The following is a 15,322-nucleotide window of genomic DNA, read 5'->3' as shown; positions in this document are numbered from 1 at the left end:
AACAATCGGAGACCGATCTCATGAGCCAGGAACTGCGGCTGATACGGCGCATTACGCTGAAACTGATTCCCTTCCTGATCCTGCTGTACCTGATCGCCTATGTGGATCGCTCCGCCGTCGGCTTCGCCAAGCTGCACATGGGCGCCGATATCGGCATCGGCGATGCGGCTTACGGCCTCGGTGCCGGGCTGTTCTTCATTGGCTACTTCCTTCTCGAAATCCCCAGCAACCTGATGCTCGAACGCTTCGGCGCACGGCGCTGGTTCGCGCGAATCATGATCACCTGGGGCGCCATCACCATCGGCATGGCCTTCGTCCAGGGCCCGCACAGTTTCTACGTGATGCGCTTTCTGCTCGGCGCGGCCGAGGCGGGGTTCTTCCCCGGCGTTCTCTACTACATCACCCAATGGTTCCCGGTACGCCACCGCGGCAAGATTCTGGGGCTGTTCATTCTTTCCCAGCCCATCGCGATGATGATCACCGGCCCTGTGTCCGGCGGTTTGCTCGGCATGGACGGCGTGCTCGGCCTGCACGGCTGGCAGTGGCTGTTCATCGTCATCGGCACCCCGGCGATCCTGCTGACCTGGCCGGTCTTGCGCTGGTTGCCGGACGGTCCGCAGCAAGTGAAATGGATGGATCAGGCCGAGAAAGACTGGCTTACCGGTGAACTGAAAAAGGATCTGCAGGAATACGGCCAGACCCGCCACGGCAACCCGCTGCATGCGCTGAAAGACAAACGCGTGTTGCTGCTGGCGCTGTTTTACCTGCCGGTGACGTTGAGCATTTATGGCTTGGGTTTGTGGTTGCCGACGCTGATCAAACAGTTCGGTGGCAGCGATCTGGTCACCGGTTTCGTCTCATCGGTGCCGTACATCTTCGGGATCATCGGTCTGCTGATCGTGCCGCGCAGTTCTGACCGTTTGAATGATCGCTACGGGCACCTCGCCGTGCTTTATGTGCTGGGCGCGATTGGTCTGTTCATGAGCGCTTGGCTGTCGTTGCCGGTGGCGCAACTGGCGGCATTGTGTCTGGTGGCGTTTGCGCTGTTTTCCTGCACGGCGGTGTTCTGGACCTTGCCGGGGCGGTTCTTTGCCGGTGCGAGTGCGGCGGCGGGGATTGCCTTGATCAATTCGGTGGGCAATCTCGGCGGGTACATCGGGCCGTTCGTGATTGGTGCGTTGAAGGAATACACCGGCAATCTGGCGTCAGGGCTGTACTTCCTCTCGGGGGTGATGGTGTTCGGCTTGATCCTGACCGGCATCGTCTACCGTGTACTGGAACGCAAACACGTGCTGCCGGTTGACCAATTCGCCGCCAGTGCCCGCGGTGCAACCCGTACCTGACTGACCAACACCGGTCCTCTGTAGGAGTGAGCCTGCTCGCGATAGCGGTCTATCAGTTGACAACTTTTTGGCTGACACACCGCTATCGCGAGCAGGCTCACTCCTACAAGGATCTGCGGTGTTTCGAATAACACAGGAGAAAATCATGCATCTGGTTCAATTCGAATTAAGCAACCGCGAACGCCGCGTCGGCGTGGTCGACAACGGTCTGGTGCGCGAAGTGCAGGACGCCCGCACAGTGCGCGATCTGGCCCTGGCCGCGATCGAGGCCGGCAACACCCTTGAGCAGCAAGTGCAAACCTTGGGCCTCGGCATCAGCCACGACTACGCCGAACTGCTGTCACAACTGCGCATCCTGCCGCCACTCGACCACCCGGACCCGGCGCACATGCTGATCAGCGGCACCGGCCTGACCCATCTGGGCAGCGCTTCGGCGCGTGACAAGATGCACCAGCAAGCCGGCGACGAAGCGACGATGACTGACACCATGCGTATCTTCAAATGGGGCGTGGAGGGCGGCAAACCGGCGGCGGGGCAGGCCGGTGTGCAACCGGAATGGTTCTATAAAGGCGATGGCAGCATCGTCGTCCGCCCCGGCCAGCCGTTCCCGGTACCGCCGTTTGCCGAAGACGCCGGCGAGGAGCCAGAAATGGCCGGCCTCTACCTCATCGGCAACGACGGCAAGCCTTATCGACTGGGCTTTGCGGTCGGCAACGAGTTCTCCGATCACATCATGGAGCGCAAGAATTACCTGTACCTCGCGCACTCGAAATTGCGCAGTTGCAGCTATGGCCCGGAACTTCGCACCGGTCAATTGCCTCAACATCTGGCAGGCACCAGTCGCATCCTGCGTGACGGCGAAGTGCTCTGGCAGAACGAGTTTCTCAGTGGCGAGGCGAACATGTGCCACAGTCTCGCCAACCTCGAATACCACCACTTCAAGTACAGCCAGTTCCTGCGTCCCGGCGACGTGCACATCCATTTCTTCGGCACCGCGACCCTGTCGTTTGCCGATGGCATCCGCACCCAGCCGGGCGACGTCTTCGAAATCAGCCAGGCCGAATTCGGCGCACCGCTGGTCAACGGCATCGTTCCGGTTCCAGCGGCGTTTGAACCGGACAGCATCGGCACCCTTTAAGGAGATCCCATGACTCAGATTCTCGGTCACAACTACATTGGCGGTCAGCGCAGCGCCGCTGGCAATGTAAAACTGCAATCGGTCGACGCCACCACGGGCGAGCAACTGCCCCACGATTTCATTCAGGCCACGGTTGAAGAAGTCGACGCCGCCGCCAAAGCCGCCGCTGCCGCGTACCCGGCCTATCGCAGCCTCAGCGCCGAACGCCGCGCGCAGTTTCTCGACGCGATTGCCGATGAGCTGGACGCGCTGGGTGATGACTTCGTTGCCGTGGTCTGCCGCGAAACCGCGTTGCCGGCCGGTCGTATTCAGGGGGAGCGCGGGCGTACCAGCGGGCAAATGCGCTTGTTTGCCAAAGTGCTGCGTCGCGGCGATTTTTACGGTGCACGAATTGATTTGCCGTTGCCGGATCGTCAGCCGTTGCCACGTCCGGATCTGCGTCAATACCGCATCGGCCTCGGCCCTGTAGCGGTGTTCGGCGCGAGCAACTTTCCATTGGCATTTTCCACCGCTGGCGGCGACACCGCGTCGGCATTGGCCGCCGGTTGCCCAGTAGTGTTCAAGGCCCACAGCGGTCACATGGCGACAGCAGAACTGGTCGCCGATGCACTGATCCGCGCAGCGGAAAAAACCGCGATGCCGGCGGGCGTGTTCAACATGATCTACGGCGGTGGCGTCGGTGAATGGCTGGTCAAGCACCCGGCGATTCAGGCGGTCGGTTTCACCGGTTCGCTCAAGGGGGGTCGTGCGCTGTGCGACATGGCTGCCGCGCGCCCGCAGCCGATCCCGGTGTTCGCCGAGATGTCGAGCATCAACCCGGTGATCGTTTTGCCGCAGGCACTGGCCGAGCGATCCGAAACCATCGCCCGCGATTTGACCGCCTCGGTGGTGCAGGGCTGCGGTCAGTTCTGTACCAATCCGGGTCTGGTCATCGGGATTCGCTCGCCAGAGTTCAGCGCGTTCGTGCAGCAGGTCGCTGGTTTGATCGGTGATCAACCGGCGCAAACCATGCTCAACGCTGGCACCCTTGGCAGCTACGGCAAAGGCTTGCAGAAGCTGATGGCGCATCCTGGCATCGAGCATCTGGCGGGCAATGCGCAGCAAGGCAATCAGGCGCAGCCGCAGTTGTTCAAGGCGGACGCCAGCCTGTTGATCGATGGCGATGAAGTGCTCCAGGAAGAAGTGTTTGGCCCGACCACGGTGATTGTCGAAGTGGCCGACAAAGCCCAGCTCAGCGCCGCGCTGCACGGCCTGCATGGGCAACTGACGGCGACGATTATCGGTGAGCTGGCGGACTTCGAGCGCTTCGCCGAACTGACGCCGCTGCTGGAACAGAAGGTCGGGCGCATTCTGCTCAACGGCTATCCGACCGGTGTCGAAGTGTGCGATTCGATGGTCCACGGCGGGCCATACCCGGCAACGTCCGATGCGCGCGGCACCTCCGTCGGCACGCTGGCCATCGACCGTTTCCTGCGCCCGGTGTGCTTCCAGAACTACCCGGACAGCTTGTTGCCCGAGCCCCTGAAAAACGCCAACCCATTGCGCATCCAGCGCCTGGTCGACGGCAAACCTAGCCGCGAAGCCCTCTGAAAAACACCCCTGTAGGAGCTGCCGAAGGCTGCGATCTTTTGATCTTGATCTTAAAAACAAAATCAAAAGATCGCAGCCTTCGGCAGCTCCTACAGGGGGAGTGGGGCGCCATGAGCTATCATTGGCCCTTTCCCCCCTAGAAAGACTGTTTGCCATGACTGCCCAAACCCTTCTCAACGCCCTCGAACACTGCGGTATGGTCGAAATCGACGGCCTGCATGCCTTCGAATTCGCTCTCGACGAAGACGACAACCTGCACATCGAATGCATCGATGGTCGTGCGGCCAAGCATTGGGAATTCACCCCGGCCCAGGTGGCAGCGGCGACGTTTGATGACTCGCTGCAGAGCTGGTTGATCATCGGCTATTTCAATGAAACCAAAGCGATCGGCGAACACCGCCTGGTGTGCCATGGCGATGTCGTCAGCAGCAGCGACGACGAGGATGAGACTGATGAAAATGCGTAAATTCTGGCCGCTGCTGATGGCCGGCAGCGTCGGCGCCATGGGCCTGTCCACGGCCTCCGCAGAAAGCTTCCAGTTGCTGGTCGGTTCTTACACCGCCGGCACCAGCCAGGGCATATATCGAATGAATTTCGACAGCGCCACTGGCCAGATCGAGGCCAAGCCGCTGCAAGTGGTCAAGAGCGAAAACCCGTCGTGGCTGACCCTGTCCAAAGACCAGCATCGCCTGTTCGTGGTCAATGAAAACGGCCCGGGCCAGAAAGACCCGGTCGGCCGCGTCAGCAGCTATTCGATCGATCCGAAAACCCACGCCCTGACCCTGATCAATCAAGTGCAGAGCCTGGGCAACGAGCCGACCCATTCGAGCCTCAGCGCTGACGCCAGCCATTTGTTCGTCAGTAACTATTCGGTGGTGGAAGATCCGGGTGGAACGCTGGCGGTGTTGCCGGTCGGTGCCGACGGCAAGCTCAAACCCGTTGTGCAAATGAGTGCGCACCCGGCGAGTCGGGTCAATCCTGAGCGCCAGGCCTCGAACCACGTGCACTCGACAGTTTCCTCGCCGGACGGTCGCTACGTGTTCTCCAATGACCTGGGCGCGGACAAGGTCTTCATTTACCAATTCGATCCGAAAGCCAACCCGGACTTGCCGCTGACCCCGGCGAAAACCGCCTCGATCGCCTTGCCGGCCGGCAGCGGCCCGCGTCATCTGCTGTTCAGTGCTGACGGTAAACACGCCTGGCTGAGCATGGAAATGAGCGCGCAGGTTGCGGTGTTCGATTACAACGACGGCGTGCTGACGCAAACCCAGCTGGTCGATCTGGCCGCGGGTCAGCCGACTTCGGACAAGGCCGGTGCCGCGCTGCACACTTCGGCGGATGGCAAGTTCCTCTACGTCAGCAACCGTGGCACTGCCAATCAACTGGTGGTGTTCAGCATCGATCCGGCGACCGCCCAACTCAAAGAGCTGCAAAAGCGTTCGGTGGAAGGTGATCACCCGCGCGAATTCAGCCTTGATCCGAGCGGCAAGTTCTTGCTGATTGCCAACCAGAAGAGCAACCAGATTGTCGTCGTTGAACGCGACAGCAAGACCGGTTTGCTCGGCAAAACCGTGCAAAAACTGCCGATGGACGCCCCGAGCGATCTCAAGTTTCTAGTGCGACAATAAGCCACAGGCCCCGTTTTACGGGGCCTGTCTCTTTGTATTAATCGCGCTGATATCCGGTAATGCTACAAAGCATTTCAAGCGATCAACCCTCGAGCGTTAAGTTTGCTTCACAGCCCAACCGGGCAAGCAAGCCAACCGAACACGAGGGTTACCGCCATGAACTTCAATCTCTTCTCCGTTATCGCCGCTTCCGCCATCTCCGCCACCGTGGTGCTGCCAGCCGGTGCCAACGTTGAAATCGCCAGCAAAAAATCCCACACCCAGAGCTACACCCAAAAATACCTGCAACAGAGCGCCAACTTCTACGCCGCCCTGGATCACAAAACCCAACACTGAACGCCTGCACACAACTCCCCTGTAGGAGCTGCCGAAGGCTGCGATCTTTTGACTTTCAAGATCAAAAGATCGCAGCCTTCGGCAGCTCCTACATGTTTGTGCGCGTGTTGATCGTCGCCCTCGTGTGCGTTTCGTAGCGTCATAGGTTTTCTCGAATGCGCAAATAGACCGGCTAAATAATCAACGAAGCTGATGTTCACTATGGCAAACCCTGAGTGGTTACCCCGGCTTTTTTGATCGATTCTGTGGCCATCGAAACATGCCCACGGAGAACACCATGGCCAGCGCAATCCTTCATTCAGCCAAACGCGGCGCCTACCTGGCCATCGGTCTTTACTTGGCCGTGGTGCTGGTTGTCAGCATCGCCTCGCAGATGGAACACACCTTCGACGCGCCGATCGACGTCGCCCACCCCGGCATCCAGTTTGAAGTCCGCTCGCAGAGCGTGATGGTCGACCGGGCGGAACTCGCGGGAGTTGGCGGCGCATGAAAGGCTACAGACTTTGGGTCATCGCCAGTCTGGCGGTCATGACCAACGGCGCCTCGTTATTGGGCGTCGGCCAAGGCTCGGTGGGCGGTTTGGCGCGGGCCATAGAGGCCAATCACAGCATTGCGCACAATATCGAACGGGCGAATACGTTGGGACTGATGGCGGGGAATCCGCCGGTGAAGGCCGCCGCCAATTTCCTCGGCCCCTTCGAAGTGGATTGCATGGCGCTCGGGATGTGCAATGCGCTTGCCTAGACATCGCAATTCATTGTGGTGATGGAATTTATTGTGGCGAGGGGATTTATCCCCGTTGGGCTGCGAAGCAGCCCCAAATCCTGCAACTCAAATTTGCCTGATACACCGCATAGAATGGTTTCACGACTGCTTCGCAGCCGAACGGGGATAAATCCCCTCGCCACAATAAATCCCCTCACCACAGGGTTGATCGTTCCCACGCTCTGCGTGGGAATGCAGCCCCGGACGCTCTGCGTCCAATTGGAACGCGGAGCGTCCCTCGAGGCATTCCCACGCGGAGCGTGGGAACGATCAATCAGGCAGGAAGGAAGGAGAGGGTTACTTCTTCATGATCGAGGTGAAGAGGTCGGACTCGAGGAAATTGTGCAACCAAGCCTGCAGACGCGGATAAGGCGTCTGCGCAAACCACTCACGATCGACATGCGCAAACTGCCGAACAAACGGCAGCAGGGCGATATCCGCCAGGCTCGGATGATCCGCCAGCAAATAATCGCGATCCTGCAGCAACCCCTCCAGCCGCTGCAAATACACCGCACCCTCAGCCCGATAAACCTCCATCGGTTGCTCCGGATAACGCTCGGCATACTTGTAGCGATTCAAATCAACCTTGAACCCCTGATCATTCGCCTCGATCAACTCGGCAATTCGCGAATCGCCATCAAGCAACCAGTTCTGCGGGTCATTCTGCGCCAACGCCCAGCGCATGATCTCCAGGCTCTCATCAATCACCCGACCGTCCGCATCCAGCACCGGCACCGTGCCCTTGGGCGAGATCGCCAGCATCTCCGCCGGTTTGGCCTTGAGGCTGACTTCAACGATGTCCACCGGCACACCCGAATAACGCAACGCCATCCGCGCCCGCATCGCATACGGGCAGCGGCGGAACGAGTACAGCGTGTTCATTTCACCTCCAGTGTGCTCAAACCGTTGCCCTGACGCTGCACCTGAATCTGCACGGGAATCCGTTCGTGCATTTCCTGCACATGGGAAATCACCGCGACCTTGCGCCCTTGCGCCTGCAAGCCGTCCAGCGCATCCATCGCCAGTTGCAGCGACTCCGGATCGAGGCTGCCGAAGCCTTCGTCGATAAACAGCGATTCGATCTTCAGCGTGCTAGACGCCATCGACGCCAGGCCCAATGCCAACGCCAGCGACACCAGGAACGTTTCGCCGCCAGACAACGAATGCACCGAGCGCAGTTCGTCACCCATTTCGGTGTCCATCACCAGCAAGCCGAGCATGCTGCCGCCGCGTTTCAGGCGGTAGCGTTTGACCAGTTGGCGCAATTGCACGTTGGCGTGATGCACCAGCAGGTCGAGGTTGTAGGCCTGGGCGATCTTGCGGAAGGTGTCGCCGGTCGCGGAGCCGATCAGCGCACTGAGCCGCGCCCAACGCTGATACTCGGCGTAGGCATCAGCAATCTGCTGGGCCAGCGCCTGATTGGCGTTCTGTCGGCGCTGGTCTTCGACCTGTTCGGCACGCAGTTCGGCGCATTGCTGTTCGCTGACGGTGAACTGGTTCTGCAGATCCGTCAGGGCCGTGGCGAGTTGCTCGGCGTCGAGATTGCCGTTGCTTTGGGCTTGATGGTCGACCAGTAACCGCTCACGTTCCTGCAACAAGACCGTGGCTTGCTCGATGGCTTTTTCGTTCAGTTGCAAGCGCTGGCGCAGCTCGGTGAACTGCGCGTCGTCGACTCGCAGCAAGTCTTCGAGACCGCCATCATCCAGCTCGGGATGGCGCGCGCGCCAGTCGGCTATCTTGCCGGCCAGATCCTGGTCCTCGCTTTCCAGTGCCTGCAAACGCTGTTGCTGCGCCTTGAGCTCAGCGGCGATCTGCACCAACTGCGTGCGCACGCTTTGCAGTTCCTGCGCCGTGGCGGTTTCGGCGTTGCGCGCCTGTTCCACGGCGTGTTCCAGCTGCTGCTGCCAGTGCTCGGCGCAGTTGTGCTCGCCAAGCAATTGCGCGAGTTTCTGCTGGCAGACTTGCTGCTGTTCGGCCAGCGCGTTGAACTGCTGCTCGGCCGCTTGCGCTTGCTGCACGCGGGTCAGCTGTCGGTCCTGTTCTTTCTCCAGCGTCTGCTGGCGTTGCTGCTGCTCGCTCAATTCTTCCTTTTGCTGCTCGACCTGTGCCAGGCGCTCGGCGATCTGCCGGTCGAGTTGCATGAACGTCGCCGCCGGTTCCTGGCGCAGGGCTTCAAGGGTGTCGGCCGGTAGCAGCGTGCCAAACGCCGTCAGTTCCTCGTCGAGGCGTTGACGGTCGCTGCTCAGCTCGCGCTGCTGATTGCTCAAGTGCTGCGCGGCTTGTTGATGTGCGGTTTCCGCCTGACGCAACTGTTGAGTCAGGCGCGCGGCATCCTGTTGCAGGGTGAGCAGGGCGCTCTGGCGCTGTTCGTCCTGCGTGATGCTCTGGTTCAACTGCTCGTTCTGGCGGAGGAGCCAGGCGTCGCGCTTGTCAGCGTCCTGATTCAGCAACTGCGCGGACAACGGATGGGCTTCGAAGCTCGGCGCAAGCGCCTGTTGCTGGCTCGCCAGTTGTTCTTGCTGTTGCAGCAGTTCTTTCTGCTGCGCGATGACGCCACCGACTTCGGCGCGCAGTTCGATGAGCTTTTCCTTGAGCTGATCGACCACTTGCTGGGCGTTGGCCTGCTCACTTTCATCGTGACGGCCGAGGCTTTGCAGCAGTGCTTCGGGCTGGTGATACGGATGCTCATTGCTGCCACACACCGGGCACGGTTGATCGTCCTGCAACTGCGCACGCAACTCTTCGACACTGGCACTGCGCGCCAGGCGCTGGCGCTCAAGCAGTTCGCGGGTGACGTTGAGGGTTTGCTCGGCGACGGTCAGTTCGGCTTTGCTTTTCACCCCGTCCTGCGTCAGGCGCTCGCGTTCCTGTTGAGCGCTGAGCTGGCGTTGTTGCAGTTCGGCACCGCGCTTGTCCAGATCCTGCTGGCTGGCCCACAGGCGCGACAGGTCTTCAAAGGCGCGCAGCTGTTTGCGGTTGTCCTGCAACAGCGTGCCGAGGATGCCTATCTGTTCGGCGACGGCATCCGGCTCGGCGCCGGCCTCTTTGAACAGCACCTCAAGTTGCTGCTTCTGCGTGGTCAACGCTTCGGCGCTGCGCGTGGCGTTTTCTTCGAGGCTCGCCAGTTCGGCCTGGCCCTTGTTCAGGCGATTGCCGATCAGCATCAGCTGCTGCAGACGATCGCGATAGGCATTCCACGCATCGCTCAACGGCGCCAGATGCGCGCTTTGCGCAAGCTCGGCAGCGATGCGCTGCAAGCGTTCGGCGACCTCGCTCTGTTTTTCCTGCAAGGCTTGAATGGCGCCCTGGCCGTCGCTGCACTGCTGTTGCGCGTTGGTTTTGGCGTCAGCGCAAGCGGCGACATCTTTGGCCAGGCGGGCGAGGGTGCTTTGCTCTTCGAAAGCCTGACGCAACAATGGCGCATTTTCCGACTGACGCTGCTGCGCTTCGCTCAGGGCCACTTTTGCCGCACTGAGATCTTGCTCAAGTTGCGTCTGGCGTTCAGTCAGTTCGGCGTGCTGCCGGGTGTGCTCGGCAATCTGTGCCGCCAACGGTGTCAGCAGCGCATCGAGCTCGGTTTTGCGCGCGAACTGGTGACGTTGCGGGCCGAGCTGCTCCAGGCGGTTGAGCTTCACGCGTTCGCCGGCCAGACCTTCCCATTGCTGTCGGGCGCTGTGCAATTGTTCGGTGGCAGCTTGCTGTGCATCCTGCAACAGCCGCAAATCCTTGAGCCAGCTGTGCTGTTGCTCAAGCTGTTTGAGTTGCGCCTGCTGCAACTTCAGTTGCTGTTGCGCGGCGTTGAAACGCTCATCCAGTTCCGCCCGCGCTTCGGGCGCGAGCGGAGTGACGCCGGTGGCCTGATCCTGCAACAGCTTGTGCGCTTCGCGGGCCTCTTTGGTCTTGTCGAAGGCGCGGCGGCCGAGACGGGTGTACAGCGCGGTGTCGGTGAGCTTTTCCAGCAGTTCGCTACGGTCGTTATCGTCCGCTTTGAGGAAGGCGCTGAACTCGCTCTGCGCCAGCAGCACGGCGCGGGTGAACTGTTCGAAGTTCAGGCCGAGTGCCGCTTCCAGTTGGGTTTTGTACTCGCCTTTCTGGCTGGCGAGCAGCTGATCCTGATCGATGTCGCGCAGGCTCTGACGGCTGGCCTGCAACTTGCCGCCGGCCTTTTCGCGGGCGCGATTGGCTTCCCAGCGCGCGCGATAGCGCCGGCCATCGACACCGACAAAATCCACTTCGGCATAGCCTTCACCGGTGCCGCGACGCAACAGGGTGCGCGGGTCGCCAGTGGCGATTTCGCCGTCGGCATCGGGGACTTTGGCGTCACGGCCGGTGTTGTTCAGGCGCGGCACGGCGCCGAACAGCGCCAGGCACAACGCATCGAGCAGGGTGCTTTTACCCGCGCCGGTCGGGCCAGTGATCGCGAACAAACCGGCGCTGGCCAGCGGTTCAGCGGTGAAATCGATTTCGAATGGCCCGGCCAATGAGGCGAGGTTCTTCAAGCGAATGGCGAGAATCTTCATGGCTGCTCGCCCTCCAGTTGCACGTCTTGCAGCAGTTCGGCGAAGTCCTTCAGCGTCTGCTCATCGACTTCGTTGCCGTAGTTGTCGAGCCAGGCGCGGCTGAACAACTCCTGCGGGGTCAGTTGGTCGAGTTCGATCAGCGTAGTGCCGTCCGCCTCGCCGTCAGCGCCCCGGTTGCCGGCGTATTCAGCGGCGATACGCACCAGGCGCACGGCTTTGCCTTGCAGGGCGTTTTCCACTTGGTGGCGCAGATCCGGTTGCGGCTCGTCGAGGGTTACGCGCACTTCGAGCCACGGCTGGCGTTGGGTTTCGGCGAGCAGGTCGATGTTCGGCAAATCTGCCAGTTGCAGCAGGATCTCGGCCAGCGGTGCCGGGCCGATGCGTTGGAGCTGGACCGATCTCGGAATGTGTTTCGACTCGACGCTGATCAGGGTTTCACCCTCAAGCAGGACGTCGAGAATCTGATGTTCATATTTGATCTCGGAGAACGACAACGGAATCGGCGAACCGCTGTAGCGAATGCGCTCCTCACCGTTGACCTTCTGCGGCTTGTGCAAATGGCCGAGGGCGACGTAACTGATGCTCGGCCCGAACAGGCTGGCGGGCAGGGCTTCGGCGTTACCGATGATCAGGCTGCGCTCGGAATCTTCCGATACCGAGCCGCCGGCCATGTGCGCGTGGCTGATGGCAATCAAAGCCTGACCGGGTTGGCGCTTGGCGTTGGCCGCTTCGATCAGCCATTCGTGCACCTGACCGATGCCGCGCAAATAGTTGTCGCCCAGATGCGCGCCCGTCACTTCCGCCGGGCGCAGGAACGGCAGCGCCAGGCACCACGCGGCGATCTCGCCTTGGGCATTGGGCAGTGGCAGCAGCAGACGTTCGGCATCGAGTTGGCCGTCATCCAGCCACAACACCCGACCCAGCGCGTGCGTACGCAAACGGCGCATCAACGGCGCCGGCAGTTCAATCCGCGAGCCGGAATCGTGGTTGCCGGCGATCATCACGATGGTCAGCAACGGCTGCTGCTCGTGGGCGCTGACGATGAAGTCGTAGAGACGTTCCTGGGCTTTGACCGGCGGGTTGACCGTGTCGAAGATGTCACCGGCAATCAGCAGCACATCCGGCTGCGCCAGTTTCAGTTGATCCAGCAGCCATTCGAGAAAACAGGCGTGCTCGAAATCGCGCTCCTGGCCGTGCAGGTTTTGCCCAAGGTGCCAGTCGGAGGTGTGAAACAGACGCAAGGCGGACTCCGCAACAATTAAGGAGGTGATGGCCGCGCGGGAATGAAGAGGCGGCGAAAGAGGGGAGAGTTTACAGATTATTGCGGTGCGAGGGCTTGTCCGGAAGGTGGAGGCGATGATTTCGGTGAGTCCCTTAATTGACGACCCAACGCCGGTTACCTACCATTTAGCCATTATATTGATATCATTTTGAGGTCGAACAATCCGTCGGGCTTCATCCTCCGCGCCACGATAGCCCACACAGCGATATAGAGTTTGGAGCAAGTGCAATGAAACGGGTCAATTCGATACCTTCTGTTACTGACACCCACGCGTATTGTTCCTGGAAAAAACAATGGTCGAGCCAAGAAGATCTGGATGTTCATTCGTACATCTTTGATCAATGCAGGCCCGACCATGTTTTGATGTTTTCCAATATGCTCTTCCCTGACTTTGTGGTAGCCGAGGGTGGTGTATTTTTAGGGCGAAATTTTTCAGATGAAGTGTTTGACAGGTGCTTTGCCCTTGCCTCCGGTAATCTTTCAAAGACTGAGCAGTTATTGAATGTTGTGAGGATCTATGACGTTTTTGGTTTGGGTGCCCGTGATGTTTCGGATGATGTTTTTCTTCAATTGTGCAATGTGATTGGTTTTTCGTGGCGCATGGTGCTGAAAGAGAAGTTTCCAGAGAAGGTCTTCTGCGTAGAGGTGTCGAACTCAGAGCAAAACTATGGCCCGGCTATTACTTTTCACCAGGTTGGGCCACTGAGTTTGGGAGCCGGAACATGAGACGTCGGGACTCGGAGCAAGAGGCGGATTTTTATGGGACTTTGAGAAAACTCTCGTCTTTGGATGAGTGGCATCTATCCGTGCGCTATACACCTGTGCAGCACCCGGTGCTTGGCGGAGTGGCATGATGCTTGAGGGAAGCGTGTGAAACTTAACAATGAAATGGAGCAAATGCTCACTCGTGCGGGACGTGCTTCTCTGGACGGCGAGTTGGCGGATATCGCAAGGTCCGGTTTCGTGGAACGGGATGGCTGTGTTTTTCTGGCGAGTCTGGAGAGCTTCCAGAAGCATGTAAGCCTGAAGAATTTCCCAGATAGAACGGGATATGAATGTTTCGTAAATTCGATCCATGCCGATGATTATGTAAACGCTGATTTTTTGGCATGCGCGTGCTCCTACCTGTCTTTAGTGTTTGAGGCGTGGAACAAGTCATGTATGCCGGGAGTTCTGCGGGGAGTCATTTCGGGTGACGAATTCGATGCGACGGTGAAGTTTCATCTACTGCGCCCAGGGGAAACCTGGCTGAGCGATGACCTTGAAGGGTATGAGGAAGCAGTGCTTACCGTTGAATCGAGTGACAAGGGATTTGTTGAGGCATACGGAGTATGAAAATCTAACGACGGCATGGGAGCTCGAAGAGTTGGAAGCCCAGCCAGAATTGGCAGCCATCTTTCTGGGTTACGCGGAGACGATGGCCAAATTCGCCAGTGGCTGGATCCGGTGGAGGAATATTTATTTGCCTACGAATTTTTGGCCCGTGACGAGTCGAGGTCAGCCCTTGAAAGCCCCTTTGACGAGTTTTTGAAACGTCCGTATTCCGTAGTCCCGACTGACGCATACGATGATTTGGGACTTCATGTCTACTTCGATGATGCCTTGATGGTCGTCGGTGTAGAATTTTTGAAATGGGCCCAATTCACTTGGCGCGGTCAGCGATTGGCAGGTGAAGAGGTACTTTTCGTTCAGCCGTTCCTGACAGGATAAAGTGGTCTGTCGCCGGTTTACTTCAGTACACCGTGAAAAAATTTTTATCACGTGGGTGTGACTCTAAAATTGCCATAAGGCAAAACTTGAACAGAAAAAGGAAGCTTCAGTAGCCATGCCAAAATTTGCTTGTGTATGCGGTCACGTCATTAACCTGTCGCGAGGGACGTCCGAGTTTGAAATGTCTCTGGTGGCTGAACAGAAGATAGATGAAATTGGCTGTGCGCTAGCAAATCGCTGGCTGTCTGAAGAAGAATTCTACGAAACGATAGACCAAGGGGCTGTTACGGTTTATCGATGCCAGCCGTGCGGGCGGATGCATGTGGATCAAGGGGGTGGAATGTTTACTTCTTATATAAAGGAAGTAAACGAGTCGTCTGAGGCTTGATATGACGACACAGAGCGCGTTGGATAACGCTGTGCGACGTTCTTTTGATTGGGGAGTAGAAATGAATGTTGGCGGTCGTGTTGACTTGCAAGGTTGGCTTGTAATTATAAATCATAGTTTGTTCCTCGTTCCGGAGAACTACTCCGAAAACTATGAGGAGGGTGATCGCTATGAGATTTCAAGGCCAGAGATAATATTTGCTATTGCGGAGTTAATACTTCCACTTGGTGGAGGGAAGAGCTTTATATTTCACAGGTCGAATTTGTCGGGAGTCGTGGTAGGCGACTCTCCGACCAAAATAGATCCCGTGTCGCTGTCTGTTGAGGAGAGAGGGCGTGGATATATTTGCATAGACGTTGCAGCTGCTTCTATAGATAGATACAGAGAGCGATATGAGGCTTTTTGTGAAAAGGGGTATTCGGTTAATTCAAATGACTGGTTGGATTATTTATAAGAATGTAATCGTCTGTCCTCTGGAAATGACAGGTAAACTTTAAATCTGCGCATCAATCTGCGTGCCGCCGATTGCCTTCAGTCTTTTTTAATCTTTAGCAAAATCGAAAGATCGCAGCCTTCGGCAGCTCCTACACGGGGAATACACTCCCCTGTAGGAGCTGCCGAA

At 58.6% G+C, this 15,322-nt stretch carries 14 protein-coding genes; 11 read left to right on the top strand and 3 right to left on the bottom strand.

Annotated elements, in window-relative coordinates:
• The first annotated feature begins 20 nt into the window (after positions 1 to 20).
• From ACZZ0B_RS13105 to ACZZ0B_RS13070, 8 genes are all read left to right on the top strand, one after another.
• Complete coding sequence (locus tag ACZZ0B_RS13105; RefSeq protein ID WP_008088041.1) at positions 21 to 1,343, top strand: MFS transporter; 1,323 nt, start codon at positions 21 to 23, stop codon at positions 1,341 to 1,343.
• 145 nt (positions 1,344 to 1,488) lie between these two features.
• A complete protein-coding gene (gene araD1 / locus ACZZ0B_RS13100) occupies positions 1,489 to 2,481 on the top strand; it encodes an AraD1 family protein (RefSeq protein ID WP_440095130.1) in 993 nt (330 codons plus the stop codon).
• Positions 2,482 to 2,490: 9 nt separating this feature from the next.
• The gene (locus tag ACZZ0B_RS13095; protein WP_463545409.1) at positions 2,491 to 4,071 is read left to right on the top strand and encodes an aldehyde dehydrogenase (NADP(+)); all 1,581 of its coding nucleotides are present in this window, start codon (positions 2,491 to 2,493) and stop codon (positions 4,069 to 4,071) included.
• Between the two features lie 154 nt (positions 4,072 to 4,225).
• Positions 4,226 to 4,537 (top strand): DUF5629 family protein, encoded by a 312-nt coding sequence (locus ACZZ0B_RS13090; RefSeq protein WP_440095133.1) that lies wholly within the window; start codon positions 4,226 to 4,228, stop codon positions 4,535 to 4,537.
• Positions 4,524 to 5,699: a lactonase family protein gene (locus ACZZ0B_RS13085; protein ID WP_463545408.1), complete on the top strand. Its 1,176-nt coding sequence runs from the start codon at positions 4,524 to 4,526 to the stop codon at positions 5,697 to 5,699. Before ACZZ0B_RS13090 ends, ACZZ0B_RS13085 begins: the two co-directional genes overlap by 14 nt.
• Positions 5,700 to 5,855: 156 nt before the next feature.
• Positions 5,856 to 6,035, top strand: coding sequence for a hypothetical protein (locus ACZZ0B_RS13080; protein WP_008088024.1), 180 nt, complete (start codon positions 5,856 to 5,858; stop codon positions 6,033 to 6,035).
• A gap of 277 nt (positions 6,036 to 6,312) precedes the next feature.
• On the top strand, positions 6,313 to 6,525 hold the full coding sequence (locus ACZZ0B_RS13075; protein ID WP_158833268.1) for a hypothetical protein: 213 nt from the start codon (positions 6,313 to 6,315) through the stop codon (positions 6,523 to 6,525).
• Positions 6,522 to 6,779 carry a hypothetical protein gene (locus ACZZ0B_RS13070; RefSeq protein WP_008088022.1) on the top strand — a complete coding sequence of 86 codons (258 nt, stop codon included), beginning with the start codon at positions 6,522 to 6,524 and terminating at the stop codon, positions 6,777 to 6,779. The genes ACZZ0B_RS13075 and ACZZ0B_RS13070 overlap by 4 nt, the downstream gene beginning before the upstream one ends.
• 318 nt (positions 6,780 to 7,097) lie before the next feature.
• Here ACZZ0B_RS13070 and ACZZ0B_RS13065 read toward each other — a convergent pair whose 3' ends face one another.
• From ACZZ0B_RS13065 to ACZZ0B_RS13055, 3 genes are read right to left on the bottom strand one after another with little or no spacing between them, the layout of a single operon-like run.
• Entirely contained in the window at positions 7,098 to 7,682 is a 585-nt protein-coding gene (locus tag ACZZ0B_RS13065; protein WP_463545407.1) for a glutathione S-transferase, read from the bottom strand.
• Positions 7,679 to 11,320 (bottom strand): SbcC/MukB-like Walker B domain-containing protein, encoded by a 3,642-nt coding sequence (locus tag ACZZ0B_RS13060; protein WP_463545406.1) that lies wholly within the window; start codon positions 11,318 to 11,320, stop codon positions 7,679 to 7,681. Before ACZZ0B_RS13060 ends, ACZZ0B_RS13065 begins: the two co-directional genes overlap by 4 nt.
• Positions 11,317 to 12,561 carry an exonuclease SbcCD subunit D C-terminal domain-containing protein gene (locus ACZZ0B_RS13055; protein ID WP_008088019.1) on the bottom strand — a complete coding sequence of 415 codons (1,245 nt, stop codon included), beginning with the start codon at positions 12,559 to 12,561 and terminating at the stop codon, positions 11,317 to 11,319. The genes ACZZ0B_RS13060 and ACZZ0B_RS13055 overlap by 4 nt, the downstream gene beginning before the upstream one ends.
• A 269-nt stretch (positions 12,562 to 12,830) precedes the next feature.
• Here ACZZ0B_RS13055 and ACZZ0B_RS13050 point away from each other — a divergent pair, with 269 nt between their 5' ends.
• The 3 genes from ACZZ0B_RS13050 to ACZZ0B_RS13040 all read left to right on the top strand — a co-directional run bounded on the left by ACZZ0B_RS13050 (position 12,831) and on the right by ACZZ0B_RS13040 (position 15,154).
• Positions 12,831 to 13,328, top strand: a complete 498-nt coding sequence (locus ACZZ0B_RS13050) for a hypothetical protein (protein ID WP_463545405.1) — start codon at positions 12,831 to 12,833, stop codon at positions 13,326 to 13,328.
• 144 nt (positions 13,329 to 13,472) lie between these two features.
• A complete protein-coding gene (locus tag ACZZ0B_RS13045) occupies positions 13,473 to 13,937 on the top strand; it encodes a hypothetical protein (protein WP_463545404.1) in 465 nt (154 codons plus the stop codon).
• An 824-nt stretch (positions 13,938 to 14,761) separates the two neighbouring features.
• Positions 14,762 to 15,154, top strand: a complete 393-nt coding sequence (locus ACZZ0B_RS13040; protein ID WP_463545403.1) for a hypothetical protein — start codon at positions 14,762 to 14,764, stop codon at positions 15,152 to 15,154.
• Positions 15,155 to 15,322 lie beyond the last annotated feature (168 nt).

It is taken from the genome of Pseudomonas sp. AC247 (assembly GCF_979258015.1).
This window is presented reverse-complemented; position numbering and strand designations above follow the sequence as displayed.